Annotated in this window: 18 protein-coding genes; 10 read left to right on the forward strand and 8 right to left on the reverse strand. The window is 59.4% G+C overall.

Annotated features, from left to right (window positions below; genetic code table 11):
• Positions 1-118 precede the first annotated feature (118 nt).
• The 6 genes from LOY55_RS11675 (at position 119) to LOY55_RS11700 (ending at position 7196) form a co-directional block, all read left to right on the forward strand.
• On the forward strand, positions 119-2071 hold the full coding sequence (locus LOY55_RS11675) for a hypothetical protein (RefSeq protein WP_223523682.1): 1953 nt from the start codon (positions 119-121) through the stop codon (positions 2069-2071).
• Between the two features lie 4 nt (positions 2072-2075).
• Complete coding sequence (locus LOY55_RS11680; protein WP_223523684.1) at positions 2076-3518, forward strand: MBL fold metallo-hydrolase; 1443 nt, start codon at positions 2076-2078, stop codon at positions 3516-3518.
• A 45-nt stretch (positions 3519-3563) separates the two neighbouring features.
• Positions 3564-4466 carry an SH3 domain-containing protein gene (locus LOY55_RS11685; RefSeq protein ID WP_077430410.1) on the forward strand — a complete coding sequence of 301 codons (903 nt, stop codon included), beginning with the start codon at positions 3564-3566 and terminating at the stop codon, positions 4464-4466.
• Positions 4467-4601: 135 nt separating this feature from the next.
• Complete coding sequence (locus LOY55_RS11690; RefSeq protein WP_046028014.1) at positions 4602-4817, forward strand: molybdopterin-binding protein; 216 nt, start codon at positions 4602-4604, stop codon at positions 4815-4817.
• 116 nt (positions 4818-4933) lie between these two features.
• Complete coding sequence (locus tag LOY55_RS11695; RefSeq protein WP_109788142.1) at positions 4934-5953, forward strand: ABC transporter substrate-binding protein; 1020 nt, start codon at positions 4934-4936, stop codon at positions 5951-5953.
• Positions 5954-5969: 16 nt separating this feature from the next.
• Entirely contained in the window at positions 5970-7196 is a 1227-nt protein-coding gene (locus tag LOY55_RS11700) for an RtcB family protein (RefSeq protein WP_223523981.1), read from the forward strand.
• Between the two features lie 21 nt (positions 7197-7217).
• Here LOY55_RS11700 and LOY55_RS11705 read toward each other — a convergent pair whose 3' ends face one another.
• The 4 genes from LOY55_RS11705 to LOY55_RS11720 form a co-directional block, all read right to left on the reverse strand.
• Complete coding sequence (locus LOY55_RS11705; RefSeq protein WP_046028012.1) at positions 7218-7646, reverse strand: hypothetical protein; 429 nt, start codon at positions 7644-7646, stop codon at positions 7218-7220.
• Positions 7647-7761: 115 nt separating this feature from the next.
• Positions 7762-8175, reverse strand: a complete 414-nt coding sequence (locus tag LOY55_RS11710) for a VOC family protein (protein ID WP_046028011.1) — start codon at positions 8173-8175, stop codon at positions 7762-7764.
• Between the two features lie 183 nt (positions 8176-8358).
• Positions 8359-8961, reverse strand: a complete 603-nt coding sequence (locus LOY55_RS11715) for a TetR/AcrR family transcriptional regulator (RefSeq protein ID WP_077430408.1) — start codon at positions 8959-8961, stop codon at positions 8359-8361.
• Positions 8948-9799: a 3-hydroxybutyryl-CoA dehydrogenase gene (locus LOY55_RS11720; protein ID WP_077430407.1), complete on the reverse strand. Its 852-nt coding sequence runs from the start codon at positions 9797-9799 to the stop codon at positions 8948-8950. The genes LOY55_RS11715 and LOY55_RS11720 overlap by 14 nt, the downstream gene beginning before the upstream one ends.
• 167 nt (positions 9800-9966) lie before the next feature.
• Between LOY55_RS11720 and LOY55_RS11725 the strand changes: the two genes are divergently transcribed.
• Together LOY55_RS11725 and LOY55_RS11730 are read left to right on the forward strand one after the other, a co-directional pair.
• Positions 9967-10986, forward strand: coding sequence for an AraC family transcriptional regulator (locus LOY55_RS11725; RefSeq protein ID WP_223523686.1), 1020 nt, complete (start codon positions 9967-9969; stop codon positions 10984-10986).
• Positions 10983-12797 carry an ABC transporter ATP-binding protein gene (locus LOY55_RS11730; RefSeq protein ID WP_223523688.1) on the forward strand — a complete coding sequence of 605 codons (1815 nt, stop codon included), beginning with the start codon at positions 10983-10985 and terminating at the stop codon, positions 12795-12797. The genes LOY55_RS11725 and LOY55_RS11730 overlap by 4 nt, the downstream gene beginning before the upstream one ends.
• Here LOY55_RS11730 and LOY55_RS11735 read toward each other — a convergent pair.
• The 3 genes from LOY55_RS11735 to LOY55_RS11745 form a co-directional block, all read right to left on the reverse strand.
• A complete protein-coding gene (locus tag LOY55_RS11735; RefSeq protein ID WP_223523690.1) occupies positions 12769-13722 on the reverse strand; it encodes an alpha/beta hydrolase in 954 nt (317 codons plus the stop codon). The genes LOY55_RS11730 and LOY55_RS11735 overlap by 29 nt on opposite strands.
• 204 nt (positions 13723-13926) lie before the next feature.
• Complete coding sequence (locus tag LOY55_RS11740; RefSeq protein ID WP_223523692.1) at positions 13927-14925, reverse strand: NAD(P)H-quinone oxidoreductase; 999 nt, start codon at positions 14923-14925, stop codon at positions 13927-13929.
• Between the two features lie 57 nt (positions 14926-14982).
• Positions 14983-16194: a YbfB/YjiJ family MFS transporter gene (locus LOY55_RS11745; protein ID WP_223523693.1), complete on the reverse strand. Its 1212-nt coding sequence runs from the start codon at positions 16192-16194 to the stop codon at positions 14983-14985.
• 113 nt (positions 16195-16307) lie between these two features.
• Between LOY55_RS11745 and LOY55_RS11750 the strand changes: the two genes are divergently transcribed.
• Positions 16308-17183, forward strand: coding sequence for a LysR family transcriptional regulator (locus LOY55_RS11750; RefSeq protein ID WP_223523695.1), 876 nt, complete (start codon positions 16308-16310; stop codon positions 17181-17183).
• A 58-nt stretch (positions 17184-17241) separates the two neighbouring features.
• Here the strand turns inward: LOY55_RS11750 and LOY55_RS11755 are convergent, their stop codons facing one another.
• The gene (locus LOY55_RS11755; RefSeq protein WP_223523697.1) at positions 17242-17964 is read right to left on the reverse strand and encodes a pirin family protein; all 723 of its coding nucleotides are present in this window, start codon (positions 17962-17964) and stop codon (positions 17242-17244) included.
• Positions 17965-18299: 335 nt separating this feature from the next.
• Between LOY55_RS11755 and LOY55_RS11760 the strand changes: the two genes are divergently transcribed.
• Entirely contained in the window at positions 18300-19250 is a 951-nt protein-coding gene (locus LOY55_RS11760; protein WP_046028000.1) for a GlxA family transcriptional regulator, read from the forward strand.
• Positions 19251-19354: the final 104 nt, after the last annotated feature.

Below are 19354 nucleotides of genomic sequence, written 5' to 3' on the forward strand. Positions count from 1 at the left end.
TCAATTGCCAATGGCTGATCCGAAGCCCGGCCACTTATATTGAGTTATGGCTCTATTCCCGGTTGGCAGTTTCTCGCGTTGTTGAATTTATACGGTTAGTCAGACAAGGAGATCGAGGGTGGACAAGTCCGACTACGCACCACCGGCCATGCGCAAACTGCGGGTGTATGCATTCGACCCACAAGCCTCGACTCAAATGGACACGGTGCGGATCAACCACGCCACCATCGAATTGCCATGGGAGCAGCGTTGGGAACCCGATATCTTGCCGGGGCCGGTGAACGAGTACCTGGAGGTCATTGATGTCGATCCTACCAGCGGCCAGTTCTACAAACCGGTTAACTTGAATGACCCGCATGTGTTGGCCCAGGATGGCATCGCGCCTTCGGAGGGCGACCCGCGTTTCCATCAGCAAATGGTCTTCGCCGTTGCGATGAAAACCATCAAATTGTTCGAGCGGGCATTGGGGCGCAAAGTGTTCTGGTCACCCAGAGCTATCGAGGATAAGCGGACAAAGAAGCTGACCTACGGCTATGTCCGCCGGTTACGTATTTATCCTCACGCCTTACGCGAAGCGAATGCCTACTACAGCCCGGCAAAAAAGGCGTTGTTGTTCGGTTACTTCAAGGCATCACTGAGCAACGCCGGGGTGAACTTGCCGGGTGGCTGGATATTCACGGCGTTGTCCCACGATATTGTCGCGCATGAAACCACACACGCCATTCTGGATGGCTTGCACCGGCGTTACATCGAATCCTCCAGCGTTGATAGCCTGGCGTTTCATGAAGCCTTCGCCGACATCGTTGCACTGTTGATGCATTTTACGTTGCCGGAAGTGGTGTCCAGTCAGTTGGCCGCGCGCCGTGGGGATCTGACCGAGCGTTCCTGGTTGAGCGGCCTGGCCCGTCAGTTCGGCGAGGCGTCGGGGCGCTACTCGGCATTGCGCGATGCAATCGACGAAAAGGGCAAAGACGGCTTGCCTGACCCTACGCGGCTTGCACAATTGAGCGAGCCCCATGAACGCGGCGCGATACTGGTTGCGGCTGTGTTCGACGCATTCATCACCATTTACGAGCAACGTACGACCGATCTATTTCGGCTGGCAGGGCATGACAAGGCATCGACGGCCAACCTGTCGACCGAATTGATCGCACGCCTGACCCGCGAAGCTGTGAAGGCTGCCGATCATGTCCTGAGGATGTGCATTCGTGCGTTGGACTATTTGCCACCCGTGGATGTGCACTTCGGCGAGTTTCTGCGGGCCATTGTCACCGCCGATAACGACCTTGTACCGGACGACCGCATGCACTATCGCCTGGCAGTTATCCAGGCGTTCCGTCGGCGCGGCATTTTTCCGGACAAATGCTTATCACTGGCGCCGGACAGTTTGCTCTGGGAATCATTGAAGGGTTATCAGACAGAAGAGCTTTCCCTGACCGCCGATGACCTGCTGGCCTTTCAGGCACCGCCCAAATCCAATTGGCCAGGTGGCTCACTTGATTTAACGCCGCAGTACCTGCGGGGCAATGCATTTCTCCAGTCCGAGCACAATCGTCAAGTGGTGTGGAACTGGCTGATGGAAGAGTCAGACCATGACGCTGAATGGGAGAAGGTCTTGGGGATTTTCTTCATGGCCCATCCCGACGCAACCAAGAAGCAAGGGGCGTTGTTTGTAGGATGGGATAGTGTTCAACCTGCCGTGGAGGTGCATTCGGTCCGCACGTGTCGCAGGGCCGGGCCGGACGGGCAGGACCTTCGGCAACTGGTCGTGGAAATTACCCAGCGCCGTCGCGGTTACTTCGACAGCGCGCAACAACTCAAGGAAGATCAGCAAGCCCCGCGCAAGGATGATCGCCGTTCCTATGACTTCACGTTCCGAGGGGGCGCGACACTGATCATTGACCTGCGTGATGGCACCCTGCGCTATGTCATCCGCAAGCGCATCGATGACGATGAACGTCTGGATGCCCAGAGGCGCTTCCTGCAAACCGGCAACGACTCTCTGGCCATGACTTATCGAGAACCGCGCGCGGACGATAACCCCTTTGCCATGACCCACCGTGGAGTCTGACGCCATGACCAATGCAGATTTGCAGGGCAAGGTGGCGATTCGCATGTACCGCGGGATTTTGGGCGACTGCTTTCTGCTTCGCTATCTGGACGCCGGGATCACCCGCCACATCTTGATCGACTGCGGTGTGCTTCAAGGGGTGACGGGGGCCAAACAGACAATGACGCGTATTGTCGACGACCTTCAAAAAACCACTGGCGGCTTGCTCGACCTGGTGGTGGTAACCCACGAGCATCACGATCACACGAGCGGCTTCCTGTATGAGCAAGCGCGCTTTTTTGGTGATGATTTTCGCATCGGTGAACTCTGGCTGGCCTGGACCGAGAACTCGAATGATTCCCAGGCCGTCGCACTGCACGCCCGTTTCAAAAAGGCGAAAGTGGCATTGGCGGGTGTCGTCGGCCTTAGCGGGCGTGGCACCCCATTGCACCAGGATGCACGAATCAAAACCGTGCACGGCCTGTCGGCTTTCATCGACCCGCCGGCCAGTAAAGAAAAAGACAAGCGCACGACCATCGAGAAGCTCAAGGACAAGGCCGGATCGAAAGTGACCCGGTACCTGGAACCCGGTGATGTTGTGCGACCCGCCGCCATCGACGCGCTCAAGGCGTATGTCATGGGGCCACCGCGATCCGAAGAGCGCTTGCGCAAGGATTTGCCGAGCAAGGGGGCGGGGAAAGAGGTGTACATGACCAGCCTGGATGAGGCCATGGCGCTGGAGGAACGCACGCTGCGACTCAAAGGCGAGGTTCCGGACAATGTCGACTCACCCTTCGCGCCGCCTTATCAGCGACCTTTCTCCAGGGTCGCAGATGAAACGGATACCCATGGCGGGGGGGATGAAGAGTCGAGCAGCGTCGAGCAGCGCTATTTTGGCAGCGTTGACCAATGGCGCTGCATTGAGGACGAATGGCTGGACGGCGCGGAAACCCTGGCCCTGAAAATGGATTCGGACACCAACAACACCAGTCTGGTCCTGGCGTTCGAGTTGCCGGACGGCCAGATCCTGCTCTTTCCGGGCGATGCCCAGGTGGGCAACTGGCTGTCCTGGGGCGACCAGACTTACCCCAAAGACGCTATGTCAGGGAAGCCTCTGCCGCTGACCCGAGACGACATCCTCGCTCGGGTCACGCTTTACAAAGTCGGCCACCATTGCAGCCATAACGCCACTGCTCGTGCCGCAGGATTGGAAAAGATGAATGATTCCAGGTTGGTGGCGATGATCCCGGTGGTCGCCGATGTGGCGAAAGGCAATGACTGGAATATGCCTTACCCGGATCTCCTGAGTGCCTTGCAGCAACGTACCAGACAGCGGATCGTTTCCGGGGATGGAAACCCTGCAAGCGAAATCAAGGCCTTCGCCAACTCACCGACGGATCCGGCTAACCCGGTCACGTTAAGTTATGCGCCCGATGAGTTGTGGGTGGAGTTATTGATCCCGTACTGAATTCACCTCACCCCGACCAATGACCAACAGGTACAGGAGGTAGCGATGTCTTCGTATACAGTGACGGCCAGTACCCTCAACTTACGCAGCGAACCGAGTGTTGCACCGAAAAATCGACTGGCTACTTTGCCCCAAGGGCAAAAGGTCGAGAAGCTGGGAGTGCACAGTACCCAAACTGACTGGTGGCAGGTCAGCACGATGCTCAATGGTGTGTCGGTTACGGGGTATGTAAACAGTCAATACCTTGCGCCCGAAGGCGCCCCCGACAATCTCCCTGCCGCTACATCTATCAGTCCTGCTCACCTGACACCCAAACACCCAATACTGCGCTCAGCAGCCGAGGGGCGGGCGTTCCCCTTGAACGAAAACGGTATGCCATCTCGTGCGCAGGGCAGTGCAACGGAAAAAGTCCGGGACTTGCATCGCATCATCGAGTGGTTGGGGGTGGCCAGTAACCCGCGCTATACGAAGTCAAAAAGTGAAACTTACTGCAATATCTACGCTTACGACTTTTGCTGCCTTGCCGGGGTTTATCTGCCTCGTGTCTGGTGGACCCGCAAAGCCATTGCCGAACTCGCCAAAGGCAATCCTGTCGCGGTGCAGTACGAAAAGACTGTGAGCGAGTTAAGTGCAAACAGCTTGAACAATTGGTTTGAGGAGTTCGGCAGTGATTTTGGCTGGACGCGATCATTCGATATCAATGAGGTTCAAGAAGCTGCAAACGCTGGAAGTGTCTGTTTCATTTCAGGTCAGCGAGTTGACTTGAACCAATCGGGCCATATCTGTGCGGTCGTTCCAGAAACGGATGATCATCGCGCGCAGAGAAAAAACGGCGTGGTGGTGACCCCTTTGCAGAGTCAGGCAGGCAGCAACAATTTCAGCTATGGCGGGGTGGTCTGGTGGACGGCCAGCAAATTCAGGCGCTTTTCATTCTGGATTCATCCCTGAGCGTTTTTAGTATTGATATGCAAAAAAGGAATAAATAGATAATTATTTATTCCTTTTGTTGTTTGTGCGGGTGGTGCACTTTCAGGGCCTGCACCTTCGTACGCAGGTGCCCGACATCAGACAGGAAGCCTCAACATGACCATCAAAGCGATCAACGTCCGCAACCAGTTCAAAGGCGTCATCAAGGAAATCGTACAAGGCGAAGTGGTGTCCGAAATAGACGTGCAAACCGCCTCCGGAATCGTCACCTCAGTGATTACGACACGCTCGGTGCGCGATCTTGAATTGCAAGTGGGCAGCGAAGTGATTGCCTTCGTTAAATCCACCGAGGTCTCGATCGCCAAGCTCTGAATTCGTCAGCCAGTTCAGCCATCACGCACTTCGTAGCAGCAGGCTTCGCCAGCTGCTACGGATTGCGTCATTCCTTAACTTATCGGCATTGGCGTTTCCGTCACCCCGAGGTTTTCATGACGACACTTTTCAAGCGCTCCACGTTGACCTTATTGGCCACTTCCGTGGCGGCGATGAGTGCGTTACTCAGCCCCGTTGTTCAGGCCGAAGGCACCATCAGCATTGCCCAGCAATTTGGTATCGGTTACCTGATTCTGGATGTGGTCCGTGACCAGCAACTCATCGAGAAACAGGGCAAGGAGCAGGGTCTCGACATCAAGGTCGACTGGAGCAGTATTTCCGGGGCCACCGCGATGAACGAGGCGCTGCTGGCTGGCGCGCTGGATGTGGTGTCTGCGGGTGTCCCGCCGATGCTGACGATCTGGGATCGGACCAAGGGCAAACAAAACGTCAAGGCGATCGCTTCGCTGGGGTCGATGCCCAACTACCTGCTGACCAATAATCCACAGGTTAAAACGCTCGAAGACTTCACTGAAAAGGATCGCATCGCCGTACCGGCAGCGGGTGTCGGTTTCCAGTCGCGCACCCTGCAGATTGAAACGGCCAGACAGTTTGGCGCGGACAACTTCAAAAAATTTGACGACATTTCGATCAGCCTGGCCCACCCGGACGCGACAGCGGCGCTGATCGCCGGCGGTTCGGAAATCAACGCGCATTTTTCCAGCCCGCCGTTCCAGTACCAGGAATTGCAGAGCCCCAACGTGCACAAAGTGCTGAGTTCCTACGACATATTGGGTGGCCAGGCCACGTTTAACGTGCTGTACACCACTGAAAAATTCCACGACGAGAACCCGAAAACCTACAAGGCGTTTTACGCCGCACTGGCCGAGGCCGAACAGATTATCAAGGCTGACAAGCCCGCAGCCGCGCAGACCTATATCCGCGTGGAGCAATCGAAACTATCCTTGCCATTGGTTGAGAAAATCGTCGCCGATCCGGAAATCGACTTTACCGTGGTGCCACAGCGAACCTATATCTACGCCGAGAAACTGCAGGCGTTGGGTGTGCTGAAAAACAAGGCTGATAGCTGGAAAGACTACTTCTTCGAGGAAGCACATGGCGGTGCAGGCAGTTGAGAGCAAACCGGACATCATGCAAGAACAGACCTACCAACGGCTGGACGTCGCCCACGGCAAACCGATCAAGCTCTGGACCGAAGGCGTCCCGGTTGAAGACGCCGCCAAACAGCAACTGATCAACACCGTCAGGATGCCGTTCATCTTCAAGCATCTGGCGGTCATGCCTGACGTGCATTTGGGCAAAGGCTCGACCATCGGCAGCGTCATTCCAACTCAAGGCGCGATCATTCCGGCCGCGGTCGGTGTGGACATCGGTTGCGGCATGATCGCCGCGTGCACGACGCTGACCGCCAGGGATTTACCCGACAACCTGCATGGTTTGCGTTGCGCCATCGAGAAAGCGGTGCCCCATGGCCGCACCGGTGGCCGTGGCGCTCGCGACAAAGGCGCCTGGGACAACGTGCCGAAACAGGCCGATCAGGCGTGGTCAGCACTGGCCTCGCGCTTCAAGGCGATCACCGACAAGTACCCGAAACTCGCCCAGACCAACAACCGTGGGCATTTGGGCACATTGGGCAGCGGCAATCACTTCATCGAGGTGTGCCTGGATGAAACCGACCGCGTCTGGTTCATGTTGCACAGTGGTTCCCGAGGTGTCGGCAACGCCATTGGCAACCTGTTCATTCAACTGGCCCAGGCGGATATGCGCGAGCACCTCGCCAACCTGCCGGACCGCGACCTGGCGTACTTCAAGGAAGGCAGCCGGCACTTCAACGACTACGTCGAAGCGGTAGGCTGGGCACAGGATTTCGCCAGGCAAAACCGTGCGTTGATGATGCACGCGGTGATCCAGGCGACCCGGCAAGTGATCAAAAAACCTTTCGAGGCTGCGCTGGAAGCGGTGAACTGTCACCACAACTACGTGCAAAAAGAGCGGCACTTCGGCGAGGACATCCTGGTGACCCGCAAAGGGGCGGTGTCGGCGAAGAAGGGCGAGCTGGGGATTATTCCCGGGTCGATGGGCGCGAAAAGCTTCATCGTTCGCGGCCTCGGCAACGAGCAATCGTTCTGTTCCTGCAGCCACGGTGCCGGCCGCACCATGAGCCGCACCCAGGCGAAAAGCCGGTTCACCGTCGACGATCAGATCCGCGCCACCGCCCACGTGGAATGCCGCAAGGATGCTGCGGTCATCGATGAGATTCCGATGGCCTACAAGAACATCGACGACGTGATGCATGCCCAGCGCGAACTGGTCGAAGTGCTGCACACCTTGCGTCAGGTGGTCTGCGTCAAGGGCTGAGCACTTCGACTGATCGCCAGATCACTTGTACTTGATCACGATGCCTTTGAGTTTGCGTCCCTGAATCGTTTCAATGTCGCGGCTCCACAGCGGTCCGCTGACATAAGCGCCGACCGTCCCGATCTGGTCATAAACCACCACCACGGCATCACCGCCGAGCTTGGCGGTTTCTTCTTTCAGTTTTTCTTCGACTTGGGTAATCGGCGGGGCAGGGTCGATGCTGGCGTCGATCAATACTTCACCCAATCGAACAAACGGGCGAGCGGGCGCAGCACGCAGCACCACCACTTCGGCGGCCAGTGTCGGCGCGGGATGTTCCACACCGACATACGCGGTGGTTTGGGCATCAATCGTGGCGCAACCGTTGAGCGCCAGCAGGGCGCCGACAAGGCCGCCCGCCAGCAACGTCATTTTGCAGCGGGTGGACCAGGGGGTGACTGGGGCAGGCATAGCGGCTTTCCTCCGAACAATCCGTTGCCACGTGGCTAGTTGACGGTAGCAGACGGTCCGGGAGATGCCAGAAAGCCCAACCGCTACCGGCCGCGCTTTCTGATGCCTTGTCGTCTCACTGGTCTTTCTCGCAATTGACCATCCACGACACACCGAAGCGATCCACCAGCATGCCGAAACGCGCCGCCCAGAATGTCTTTTCCAGCGGCATCTGCACGTTGCCGTCTTCCGACAAAGCAGCGAAGACGCGTTCCGCTTCAGCGATGCTGTCGACATTCAATGAGATGGAACACCCGCTCATGTCCTCCGTGGGCCGGTCCGGGGTGGTGTCCGAGCCCATGATCGCCTGATCGCCCACCACCAGGCGGGTGTGAAGGATCAGGTCGTGGAGGTCTGTCGGCACGTGTTCGCCGGCCGGTGTTTCACCGAACGTCAACATGGCTTCGATTTCGCCGGGCAGGCTTTGCGCATAGAAAGTGAAGGCCGCTTTGCAGTTGCCATTGAAGATCAGGTAAGGATTGATTTTCATGTTTTACTCCCGGTCACGGAAGGAGGCGGAGGGTGGCGGACTCAGTGCCGGCCCCGCAGTGATTGAACACAAACAGCAAAGCGTTAGAGGGCGGGTTTGGCAAAATTCGTTTAGACGTTTTTTCTATTGAAACGCGGCGTTTTATGGCTTCGGGTATGCGCGACCAGACATTGCGTCAGGTTTTCAGGCCACTGCGCGTGGCGCCGAAGGCCGCAGCAAGCGTTCGATGGCGCCGCTCACCAGGTTTTCCAGCATTTCATCGCGCTCATGGTCATTCAGCGGATGTTGCATCAGCCAACCGGGGGCACTGTTGAGCAAGTTGGCGATGGCGTGCGCTGTGGCACGTTGCGCCTGTTCGCCGACCCGGGTTTTGCTGCCGAGCATCAGCAGCAACCGGTGTTCGTATTGTTCGCGCAATTGCCGGACTCGCGCCTGTTGCTCGTCATTGAGGCAACCGCTGTCGCGTTCCGCCAGGCGAAAATGCCAGGGCATTTCCCGGTGCAAATTCAAATGCGCGCGGATCAGCAGCTGCAGCTTGTCGCGTTTCGCCGAGCCCTTTTGATCGAGGCGGTCCAGGGTCGACAGCAGCTCTTCGTAGAACTCTTCGATCAAGTCGAGCAGCAAGTGCTGCTTGCTCGGGTAATGGTGGTACAACGAGCCTGGGGAGAGCCCCAGGCACGTCGCCAGCTCACGCATGCCGACCTGACCGAAACCCTTGCTGGCGAACAACTCCAGCACGGTGTCCCGGTATTCGGCAAAGCGCGAGCAACGCTCAGGCATAGGCATGGAAGCCACGTCCTGTCTTGCGCCCCAGATAGCCGGCGGCAACCATTTCCTTGAGCAACGGAGCAGGGCGGTATTTGCTGTCGTTAAAGCCGTCGTAGAAGGCTTCCATGATGGCCAGCAGGGTATCCAGACCGATCAGGTCCGCCAGGGCCAGCGGGCCGATTGGCTGGTTGCAGCCCAGGCGCATGCCGGCGTCGATATCCTCGGCACTGGCCAGGCCTTCCTGAAGCACCAGAACGGCTTCGTTGATCATCGGCACCAGAATCCGGTTGACCACGAAGCCCGGGCGGTTGCCGGCGGTGATCGCGGTTTTGCCCAGGGTGGTCGCCATGTCCAGGGCCAGCGCATGCGTGGCATCGCTGGTTTGCAGGCCGCGAATCACTTCAATCAGGCCCATCACCGGCACCGGGTTGAAGAAATGCAGGCCGATGAAGCGCTCAGGTTGGCTGACGCTGGCGGCCAGTTGAGTAATCGACAGCGACGACGTGTTGGAGGCAATCACGCACTCGGCACTGACCTGCGCGGCAATTTGTTGCAGCACGCGCAATTTCAAGTCGAGGTTTTCGGTGGCCGCTTCGATCACCAGTTGCGCGTTCTGCAGGCTGGCGTAATCGGTGCTGGTGCGAATCTTGTCGAGGGCGGCGAGTTTCTGCTCCTGGCTCAGCGTTTCCTTGGCGACCTGACGATCAAGGTTTTTGCCGACGGTCGCCAGGGCCTTTTGCAGGGCACTCTCGGAAATATCGATCAGGGTCACGTTGAAACCGGCCAGCGCACAGACCTGCGCAATTCCGTTGCCCATGGTGCCCGCGCCGATCACCCCAATGTTTTGCAGATTCATGTTCCCGTCCTTACGGTCAAACCTTGCGATACCTTGGCCGTTGCTACGGTCGAAGGCGTACTATTGGCCGCGAGTCTAGAACCGGCAGGTCGGTTGTCCTATGCCGCAACTGTTCAACGGTGCTGGTGTTTTTTGCCATTTCAAGTGATAGGGAGCGAAACGTTCACATGCGGGAAAAGGACTCGGTCGCGGTTTATTTCGTGCAGGCAATGATCCATGCGCTGGCGCAGCATCCACAGCGCCTGAACGCAGCGTTGGAACAGGCCGGTATCGACCCGGCGTTGATGGATCAGCCTACGGCGCGGGTGCCGGCCAGCGCGTTTGCCGCGCTGTGGCTGATTCAGATCCGTGAGTTGGACGACGAGTTTTTCCGCCTCGACTCCCATGGCATGCCGCCGGGCAGTTTCGCCTTGATCTGTCGCGCCTTGATTCAGGAACCCGACCTGCACAAAGCCATGCGCCAGTGCCTGGCCAATTTCGCCCTGTTCCTGCGCGACTTTCGTGGCACGCTGACCGTGCGCGGCAAGCGCGCGATCATCAGCCTCGACACCCACGCGCAAAACGACGACGTCAGCCGTTTTGGCGAAGAGACGTTCCTGGTGCTGATGATCAGCCTGTTGTGCTGGCTGGGCGGGCGGCGCATCCCCATCGACCGCGCGGACTTTCGTCACGAGCGCGTGTCCCTCAGCGACGACCGTTTATTGTGGGGCCCCAACCTGACCTTCGGCGCCGAGCGCACCGAAATCGAATTCGCCAGCCACTACCTGCGCCTGCCGGTGGTGCAGGACCTGGCTTCACTCAAAGTCTTTCTGCGCACGGCCCCGCAATGGCTGGTGATCCGTTTCCGCAACCAGCATGGCCTTGCCTCGCAAGTCCACCAGCGCCTGCGCAACAGCGATTACAGCGAATGGCCGACCTTGCAGGCCTTCGCCCTCGAACAACACCTGAGCCCCAGCACCTTTCGCCGCAAACTGGAGCGCGAAGGGTGCTCGTATCAAGAGATCAAGGATGAAGTGCGCCGTGGCGTTGCCTTCGAGCAGTTGCGTGAGAGCCGCGCGAGCATCAGCGACATCGCCGAACAACTTGGCTTCCAGGAACCGAGCGCGTTCCATCGGGCGTTCAAGAAGTGGACGGGGGAGAGTCCGGGGCGGTATCGGGCGCGGTTTCAGGTGGAGTGTCCGGATTGAACCTTGCTGTTGACCGCCTCACCACCTTACTCGACCAGGCCCGACGCGCTCTGCTGCTGGTCTGGGGTACCTCTCGCGGTCTATTCCTGGGCCTGGTCCTCGCCACCCTGATCGCCGGTGTACTCCCGGCGCTGGCCGCATGGCTGGGGCAGCGCATTGTAGACGCGGTGGTCCACGCGATGCAGTTGCATGCGCAGCAGGGCAGTGCGCCGTTATGGCCGGTGGTGCGTTATGTACTGATGGAGGCGGGGGTGTTGGCGTTGTTGTCGGCGACTCAACGGGCATTGTCGGTTCAGCAGTCGCTGTTACGCGTGCAGTTGGGGCAGAAGGTCAACACGATGATTCTGGAGAAAGCCCAGACGTTGTCGTTGGTGCAGTTCGAGAACTCCGAGTTTTACGACAAGCTGGTACGGGTGCGGCGCGAGGCTTCGACGCGGCCGCTGGCGCTGGTGATGAAGTCGTTGGGGCTGATCCAGAACCTGATTGTGCTGATCAGCTTTGGCGTGTTGCTGGTGCACTTTTCACCGTGGGCGCTGGTGCTGTTGGTGGTGGGTGCATTACCGGTGTTCTTCGCCGAAGCGCATTTTTCCGGGGATGCTTTTCGGCTGTTCACGCGTCGGGCGCCCGAGAGTCGGCAGCAGACTTACATTGAGACGCTGCTCTCCCACGAGGGCTATATCAAAGAGGTCAAACTGTTCGGCTTCGCGCCGCTGTTGTTGCAGCGTTACCGCGACACGTTTGCCCGTCTCTACGCCGAAGACCGTCGCTTGACGTTGCGTCGTGATAGCTGGGGATTTGTCCTCGGCCTGCTCGGTACAGCGGCGTTTTACCTGGCCTATGCGTGGGTGGTGGTCGATGCCGTTCACGGCAACATCAGCCTGGGGCAAATGACCATGTACCTGGTGTTGTTCAAACAGGGGCAAACCGCGGTCAGCAGCAGTTTGAGCGCCATCAGCGGTCTGTATGAAGACGGTCTGTACCTGTCCAGCCTTTATGAATACCTGGCCGAACCGGTGGTTGCCGATTCCGGGTATCTCACCGAGGGCGCCGTGCCCGGCGATGGTCTGCGTTTCGAGAGCGTCGGCTTCCGTTATCCGGGGGCGAGTCGTGCGGCGCTGGAAGGCATCGACCTGCACCTGGTTCCTGGGCGCAGTCTGGCGCTGGTGGGGGAGAACGGGTCGGGCAAGACTACGCTGATCAAATTGCTGACCCGCCTGTATCGGCCCGATCAGGGCCGAATCCTGCTCGACGGCAGCGACTTGCAGGCATGGAAAGAGGACGCGCTGCGCCAGCGCATCGGGGTGATTTTTCAGGATTACATCCGCTACCAATTCTCGGTCGGCGAAAACATCGGCGTCGGCGACACGCTGGCGTTCAACGATGAACAGCGCTGGCAAGACGCAGCGGCGCAGGGCATGGCCGCGCCGTTCATCGAGCGTCTGGATCGAGGGTATGCCACGCAGTTGGGACGCTGGTTTGCCGGTGGGCAGGAGCTGTCCGGCGGGCAGTGGCAAAAGATCGCGCTATCGCGCGCCTACATGCGTCGCGACGCCGACATCCTGATACTCGACGAGCCGACATCAGCCCTCGACCCGGCAGCGGAAGCGGCGGTGTTCGAGCATTTCAGCGAGCACACCGAAGACCGGATGACGTTGCTGATTTCCCACCGGTTTTCCAGCGTGCGTAACGCCGATCACATCATCGTGCTGGACCAGGGGACCATCCTCGAACGTGGCGATCACGACACGCTGGTGAACGCCGGTGGGCGCTACGCGCAGCTATTCAACCTGCAAGCCCGGGGTTACCGCTAGGCCCGGCCACTTGCGTTGGTTTGGTTTTCATCAAGCGCTCGATGGCCTGGCGATATTGCGTACCGCCCAGACTCATGCTGTTGTTGTGCGTCCCGCCGGGCACCAGCAGCAGGCGCTTGGGTTCATTGGCGGCGTTGAACAATTGCTGGCTGAAGCGCGACGGCATGAACGCATCGGCCAGGCCATGGACCACCAGCAGCGGCATGTTGATGTCGACAATTTTGTCGATGGAATCGAATTTCTGCGACACCAGCCAACGCACCGGCAGCCAGTTCACCGGCAGGTTGCTGTCGGCCACTTGGGCCACGGCATCGCCCAGCGAAGTGAACGTGGACTCGATCACCAGGCCGCGCACCGGCACCTCGGCGTGTTGTTTTTTTGCTTGTGCGGCCAGGTCTGCCGCGAGGTCTATGGCCACTGCGCCGCCCAGGGAGTGGCCGTAGATCAGGCGCTTATTGGCGTCTGGTTGCATCTGGGTGAAACGCTCCCAGGCAACGCGGGCGTCTTCGTAGACACTGGCTTCGGACGGTAAATCACCTTTGCTCTGGCCAAATCCACGGTAATCGATGGCCAGCACTGAATAGCCCATGGCGCGCAATTGCTCGATGCGAAACGCCTGGCCCGTAAGGTTCCAGCGCACTCCGTGCAGGTAGAGGATCGACGGTGCATCACGGCGTGCGGCCGGCCACCACCACGCATGCAGGTTTTGCCCGGCCTTGAAACTGGCGGGTTTGATGTCGAACTCCTGGACATCGCTCGGCAAGCCGCGATACCAGCCTGCCGTGCCCGGTTCGATGCGAAACAACAGCTCGCGCTCTTTGTACTTGAGCACGCCGCAACTCACTGGCAGGCCAACGATCACTAGGGCCATGCACAGCAGCGGCAGCCAGCGTCGGCGAAAGCGATTCATCAAACTCGACAACATGCGGCGTCCGGAAAGTGGGCAGGAAAGGACGGTTTTTAACAGATGCATGCCGGGGGTGGGAACAATTTCGACGGTCGTATGAAACTGGGTGGTGAATTATAGCGCCACAACGCGGGGCAAGCCCGGCTCCTACAGTGCTCACAAAACCACTGTAGGAGCCGGGTTTGCTCGCGATGGGGCCATCACTGCCTAAACCCATCTCGATCAATCCACCGTCAACACAATCTTGCCCACATGATAACCACCCTCCATCCGCGCATGCGCCAGCGACGCATCGGCAAGCGCATAGACCTTGTCGATCATCGGCAGGCACCGCCCGGCGGCGAGCACTGGCCAGACGTATTCACGCAGTTGCTCGGCAATCGACGCCTTTTCTTCGCGGGTGCGTGAGCGCAACAGGGAGCCGGTAATGATTGCGCGTTTGGCCATGATCGCCAGCAGGTCGACATCCTTGGCATGAGCGCCGCCGAGAAACCCCAGCATCACCAGTCGACCCTCCATGCCCAAGGCGGCGATGTTCGGGTTCAGGTATGAGCCGCCCATGATGTCGAGGATCACGTTCACGCCTTTGCCAGCGGTTTTTTGCGCGATGACGTCGGCAAAATCCTGATCGCGGTAGTTGATCGCCTCAGCCCCCAACTGGCGGATCACCGCACACTTTTCCTCACTGCCGGCAGTGGCGAATGCCTTGACGCCGAACTCGCGACACAGCATCAACGCGGTGGTGCCGATGCCACTGGTGCCGCCGTGAATCAATGCGCGCTGGCCTTTGCTGGCGCCGCCCATGTCGAACAGGTTGGCCCACACCGTGAAAAAGGTTTCCGGGATCGCCGCCGCGTGCACCCAGTCCATCCCTTGCGGGATCGGCAGCGTCTGGCTGGCCGGTACCACGCAATATTGTGCGTAGCCGCCGCCGTTGGTCAGCGCGCAGACCTTATCGCCAACGATAAACTCGCTGACGTCCGTACCGATCGCCACCACTTCGCCGGCCACTTCCAGCCCGGGGATCGGACTCATGCCGGGCTTCATCGGGTACTTGCCGGCGCGCTGGATCACGTCGGGGCGATTGACCCCGGCAGCGTGCACGCGAATCAGCACTTCGCCCGCACCCGGGGTCGGCACCGGCTCCTGGCGCGGTTTCAACACCTCGGGGCCGCCGGGCTCGGTGATTTCAATCAGGGTCATGGTTTGGGGCAATGTCATGTCGAATTCCTGGAACGAAGAAGTCATAAAGTGGGACCGCATCAAGGTGTCGGTGATTCAGTTCAAAGCGGGCAGCAAACCCTCACGACGGTTCAGTAACCGCGTGACGTGTTCCAGCAACAGTGCAACCACAATCGCACCGGCTGCGATGACAAACAACATGGCGTGATGACCGCCGCTGGCGTTAAACAGTGCCGAATAGGCAAACCCGGCGATGGCCTGAAACGTTGCAAACGAAACCGTCGCACGACTCCAGGCCATTTGCTGCTGGTGATGCTGGGGAATCAGTTCGTGAACCCGTGCCAGCGCCAGCGGGACGATGCCCGGCGGGAACGAGCCGATAATCACCGCCAGCAACGCCAAAGCGGTAAAGGAGCTGGAAATCGACAGCAGGCCAACGGCAATCGCCTGCACCACCAGCACCAGCCGAATACTCATCTTCGCGCCCAGTTGATCCGCCAGAAATCCGTAACTCACCGGCCCGATAATCGCGCCAAGGCCATACATCACCCAAATCAGCGCACCGACGTGCGGCCCGGCACCGAGGCCACGAGCCACGTAATCCACCAGGAACACCATGGCTGGCACCAGCCCGGCGGCCATGAGCGCGTATTGAGCGAACAACAGGTAAACGTTCCGGTCAGTGGCTGTCTTGGGTTCCTCGACGGAGGGCGTGACGGCGGTGTGGTGAGTGTCTGACGGCCAGCCGAACCAACTGGCAGCGGTCAGCAACAAGGACAGCAGACCAAGCCCGAACCAGGTCTGTTGCAAACCGAGGCTCAATAACGGCGGGACAATCGTCCCCGAACCGGCAATGCCCAGGCCAATACCCAGAAAAATCGCACCACTGGCCAGCCCCCGGCGGGATGCCGGGACATGCGGCAAGACGGTGGCGGCCACCAGCACCATGATCGCGCCACCGGCAATGCCCGACAGCAGGCGCCAACCGAAGAACCAACTCACCGACAGGGGAAAGCCACAAGCAAAGAATGACAAGGTCACGGCCACCATCATCAGTCGCAGCGCGGTTTTGTTGGAGGTGCGTTGCGCGACGGGGCGGCCAATCAGGGCGCCAAACAAATAGCCGACCAGATTGGCGGCACCGAGGTAAACCACGTCGCGGGTGGAAAACCAGTGCGCCTGGATCAGCGATGGAATCAGTGGCGTGTACGCGAACCGCGCCAGGCCAATGCTGACCAGGCTGGCGCTGAGGCCGGCGAAGATCGGCAGCCAGATCGCGCTGCGCGGGGGAGTCGATGTGCTGTGCATGAGAAGGGTCCAGTGAGGTGGATGCTGGCCTTCAGCCTATCGCGATTGATTGATGCAATAACGCAGCGATTTTGCGTTATCGTGATGCGAAATTGCATCGCTAGGGGCGCCGCATGAACTGGGATGACGCACGGGTATTTCTGGCGGTGTGCCGAGAATCGACCCTTCGGGGTGCGGCGCGGGTGCTGGGGGTCGATCAGGCCACGGTGGGCCGGCGCATCACAGCGCTGGAAAAGTCATTGAGTGCCACGTTGTTTCTGCGCACTTCTGAGGGCTATGCACTGACCGCAGTCGGCGAGGCGGCGTTGGCGGCAGTGGAAAAAATGGAGCGCTCGGCGCTGGAACTGCAGCGTCAGATTCAAGGGCTGGACGACCGGTTGACCGGCCTCGTCCGTGTCACCACCACGGATTCGATGGCCATCGACTTCCTGATCCCGGCCATTGCGCGCCTGCATCAGCAGCATCCCGATGTGCGGGTGCAACTGGACGCCTCGACGCAGTTTCTCAGCCTGTCGAAACGCGAAGCGGACATCGCTGTGCGCAACACCCGACCGGATAACCCGGACCTGATCGCCCGACGAATTGCCCGCTGGCCGGTGGGGCTGTTTGCGTCCCGGGCGTATGTGCAAGCCAACGGGGTGCCGGAGCCGGGCTCGGCGTTTGAAGGGCATGATCTGGTGGTGTATCAGCCGTACCTGCAAGGCAACAAGGAGATGACGCTGGTGTCGGAACCACTGGCGCGCGGGCGGATTGTGTCGAGCCTGAGTTCCAGCCTGCTGGTGCGTCGCTCCATCGCGGCGGGGATCGGGTTGGGGGAAGTGCCAGTGTACTTGGGGGAGAGGGACGGGCTGGTCAGGCTCTGGCCGGAGCGCACGCGACCGCTGCCGTATGACATCTGGCTGGTGACCCACGCCGACTTGCGGCACACCGCGCGGGTGCGGGCGGTCATTGATGAAATTGTCGCGGGGTTTTCCGGTACGGGAGAGTGACCGCACACAACCTGTAGCAGCTGGCGAAGCCTGCGGCTACAGGGATCGTGGGTGACGGTTACGGCATTTCAGGCAGTTCTTGCGGGCGCAGGTCGAACACCAGCACTTCGGCATCCACGCCGTTGTTCAACGTCAGCACCTGCTCATCGCGAACCCGCACGCCGTCGCCTGCCTGCAGCGACACACCGTTGAGTTCGACACTGCCACGGGCCACATGCACATAGGCATAGCGGTTGGCGGCCAGCTCAAGCGTGGCGTTTTCCTTGCCATCAATCAGCGCGGCGTACACCCGGGCATCCTGGCGCACTTTCAGCGAGCCCTTGGCGCCGTCCGGGGAAATGATCAGTTGCAGGCGTCCGCGTTTCTTTTGCGTGCTGAAGTGCTCTTGCTGATAACGCGGTTTGGCGCCGCTCACTTCAGGCACGATCCAGATCTGCAGAAAGTGCACGGGGCGTGTTGCCGAGTGGTTGTACTCGCTGTGCGCCACGCCACTGCCGGCGCTCATCAACTGCACGTCACCCGGGCGGATCACCGAACCGGTGCCCAGGGTGTCCTTGTGTTCCAGTGCGCCGTCGAGCACGTAGGAGAAAATCTCCATGTCGCGGTGGGGGTGCTGGCCAAAGCCTTTGCCGGCCGCCACGCGGTCATCGTTGATCACCAACAGATCGGAAAAACCCTGTTCTTTCGGGTTGCGATAGTTGGCGAAGGAAAAGGTATGGAACGACTTCAACCAACCGTGATTGGCCGCGCCGCGATCAGAGGCTTTGCGAAGGGTCAGCATGATGAAATCTCCTGTTGGGACGTTGATTCGTCCGAGTGAGGAGAAGGTTAATGGTTACTGGTGGGTGCAATAAGTAGATGAAAATTGAAATACTGTCTCTTTCAGGTTGACAGTTATGTGCAAAGGATCACGGACGCCAACGCCACGATTAGCCATAATGCACAGCATCCTTTTAATGCCGTACCCCTAACCCTGTGGGAGTGAGCCTGCTCGCGATAGCGGAGTATCAGTCGACATCAATGTTGACGTTGCCGACGCCATCGCGAGCAGGCACGCTCCTACAGGGACCGGTGTCTGGCCAGTATTCTTTTTTTGACTTCAGTGACTCTTAGCCCATGAAAACCGTAGCTGTAGTGTTGTTCCCGGGCTTCCTCCTGCTCGACATGGCCGGTCCCATGGAGGTGTTTTCCATCGCCAACCGATACCTGGCGCCGGCTGATTGTTACGAGCTGACGACCATCGGCACCGAGGCTGGCGCGCTGCGTGCCTCCAACGGCGTTCGCGTTCAGGCCGATTTGCACATTGATCAGGCGATCGAGGGTTACGACTTGCTGCTGGTGCCGGGCGGTCCCGGTGCCTATAACGAAAAACATCCGCCGTTGCTCGCCTGGCTCAAGGGCGCCGTAAGCCGTGCCGGGCGCTACGGTTCGATCTGCACCGGCGCCTTTGTCCTGGGGCATGCCGGTTTGCTGGACGGTTACCGCGTGACCACCCACTGGCACTACACCGAACGTTTGATCAAAGGCTTTCCCAAGGCCACGGTGGAGACCGATCAAATCTACGTTCAGGACCGCAATCTAATCACCTCCGGCGGCGTGACCGCCGGCATTGACCTGGCGCTGGCGGTCGTGGCCGAAGACCATGGCAAGAAAGTCGCGCAGGACGTGGCCAAAGTGCTGCTGGTGGTGATGAAACGTCAGGGCGGGCAGGCGCAATTCAGCCCATTGATGGCCACGGTCGCCCCGCATGAAACGCCGATTACCCGGGTGCAGAACTATGTACTCGAACACCTGGATGAAGCGTTCAGCATCGAACGCATGGCCAGCCTGGCAACCATGAGTGCGCGGCATTTCACCCGGGTGTTTGCCCGGGAAGTGCATATGACGCCGATGGAGTTCCTGCAAAACGCGCGCATCGACCACGCCCGCAGCTTGCTGGAAACCTGCGACTCACCGCTCAAGACCGTGGCTTTCAAAAGCGGCTTTGGCAGTGTGCGGCACATGCGTTTCCTGTTCAGTGAAAAACTCGGTTTGACCCCCAGCCAATACCGCGAACAGTTCAGCTAGAGTGTTGTGTCCGTTGCACGCACCCTGATGGCCGTGACGCTCCCTCCGTGGCAGTTGTACCGTCACGCAGGCCTGCCAAGATACCCCCTGAACTCTTTGCGATG

Origin of the sequence: Pseudomonas sp. B21-040 (assembly GCF_024748695.1) — a bacterium.
Taxonomy (GTDB): Bacteria; Pseudomonadota; Gammaproteobacteria; order Pseudomonadales; family Pseudomonadaceae; genus Aquipseudomonas.

Excerpts from the sequence above, each read along its gene's own strand:
- LOY55_RS11680 (WP_223523684.1), top strand. The coding sequence starts at position 2,076 with ATGACCAATGCAGATTTGCAGGGCAAGGTGGCGATTCGCATGTACCGC.
- LOY55_RS11685 (WP_077430410.1), top strand. The coding sequence starts at position 3,564 with ATGTCTTCGTATACAGTGACGGCCAGTACCCTCAACTTACGCAGCGAA.
- LOY55_RS11690 (WP_046028014.1), top strand. The coding sequence starts at position 4,602 with ATGACCATCAAAGCGATCAACGTCCGCAACCAGTTCAAAGGCGTCATC.
- LOY55_RS11695 (WP_109788142.1), top strand. The coding sequence starts at position 4,934 with ATGACGACACTTTTCAAGCGCTCCACGTTGACCTTATTGGCCACTTCC.
- LOY55_RS11700 (WP_223523981.1), top strand. The coding sequence starts at position 5,970 with ATGCAAGAACAGACCTACCAACGGCTGGACGTCGCCCACGGCAAACCG.
- LOY55_RS11705 (WP_046028012.1), bottom strand. The coding sequence starts at position 7,646 with ATGCCTGCCCCAGTCACCCCCTGGTCCACCCGCTGCAAAATGACGTTG.
- LOY55_RS11710 (WP_046028011.1), bottom strand. The coding sequence starts at position 8,175 with ATGAAAATCAATCCTTACCTGATCTTCAATGGCAACTGCAAAGCGGCC.
- LOY55_RS11715 (WP_077430408.1), bottom strand. The coding sequence starts at position 8,961 with ATGCCTATGCCTGAGCGTTGCTCGCGCTTTGCCGAATACCGGGACACC.
- LOY55_RS11720 (WP_077430407.1), bottom strand. The coding sequence starts at position 9,799 with ATGAATCTGCAAAACATTGGGGTGATCGGCGCGGGCACCATGGGCAAC.
- LOY55_RS11725 (WP_223523686.1), top strand. The coding sequence starts at position 9,967 with ATGCGGGAAAAGGACTCGGTCGCGGTTTATTTCGTGCAGGCAATGATC.
- LOY55_RS11735 (WP_223523690.1), bottom strand. The coding sequence starts at position 13,722 with ATGTTGTCGAGTTTGATGAATCGCTTTCGCCGACGCTGGCTGCCGCTG.
- LOY55_RS11740 (WP_223523692.1), bottom strand. The coding sequence starts at position 14,925 with ATGACATTGCCCCAAACCATGACCCTGATTGAAATCACCGAGCCCGGC.
- LOY55_RS11745 (WP_223523693.1), bottom strand. The coding sequence starts at position 16,194 with ATGCACAGCACATCGACTCCCCCGCGCAGCGCGATCTGGCTGCCGATC.
- LOY55_RS11750 (WP_223523695.1), top strand. The coding sequence starts at position 16,308 with ATGAACTGGGATGACGCACGGGTATTTCTGGCGGTGTGCCGAGAATCG.
- LOY55_RS11755 (WP_223523697.1), bottom strand. The coding sequence starts at position 17,964 with ATGCTGACCCTTCGCAAAGCCTCTGATCGCGGCGCGGCCAATCACGGT.
- LOY55_RS11760 (WP_046028000.1), top strand. The coding sequence starts at position 18,300 with ATGAAAACCGTAGCTGTAGTGTTGTTCCCGGGCTTCCTCCTGCTCGAC.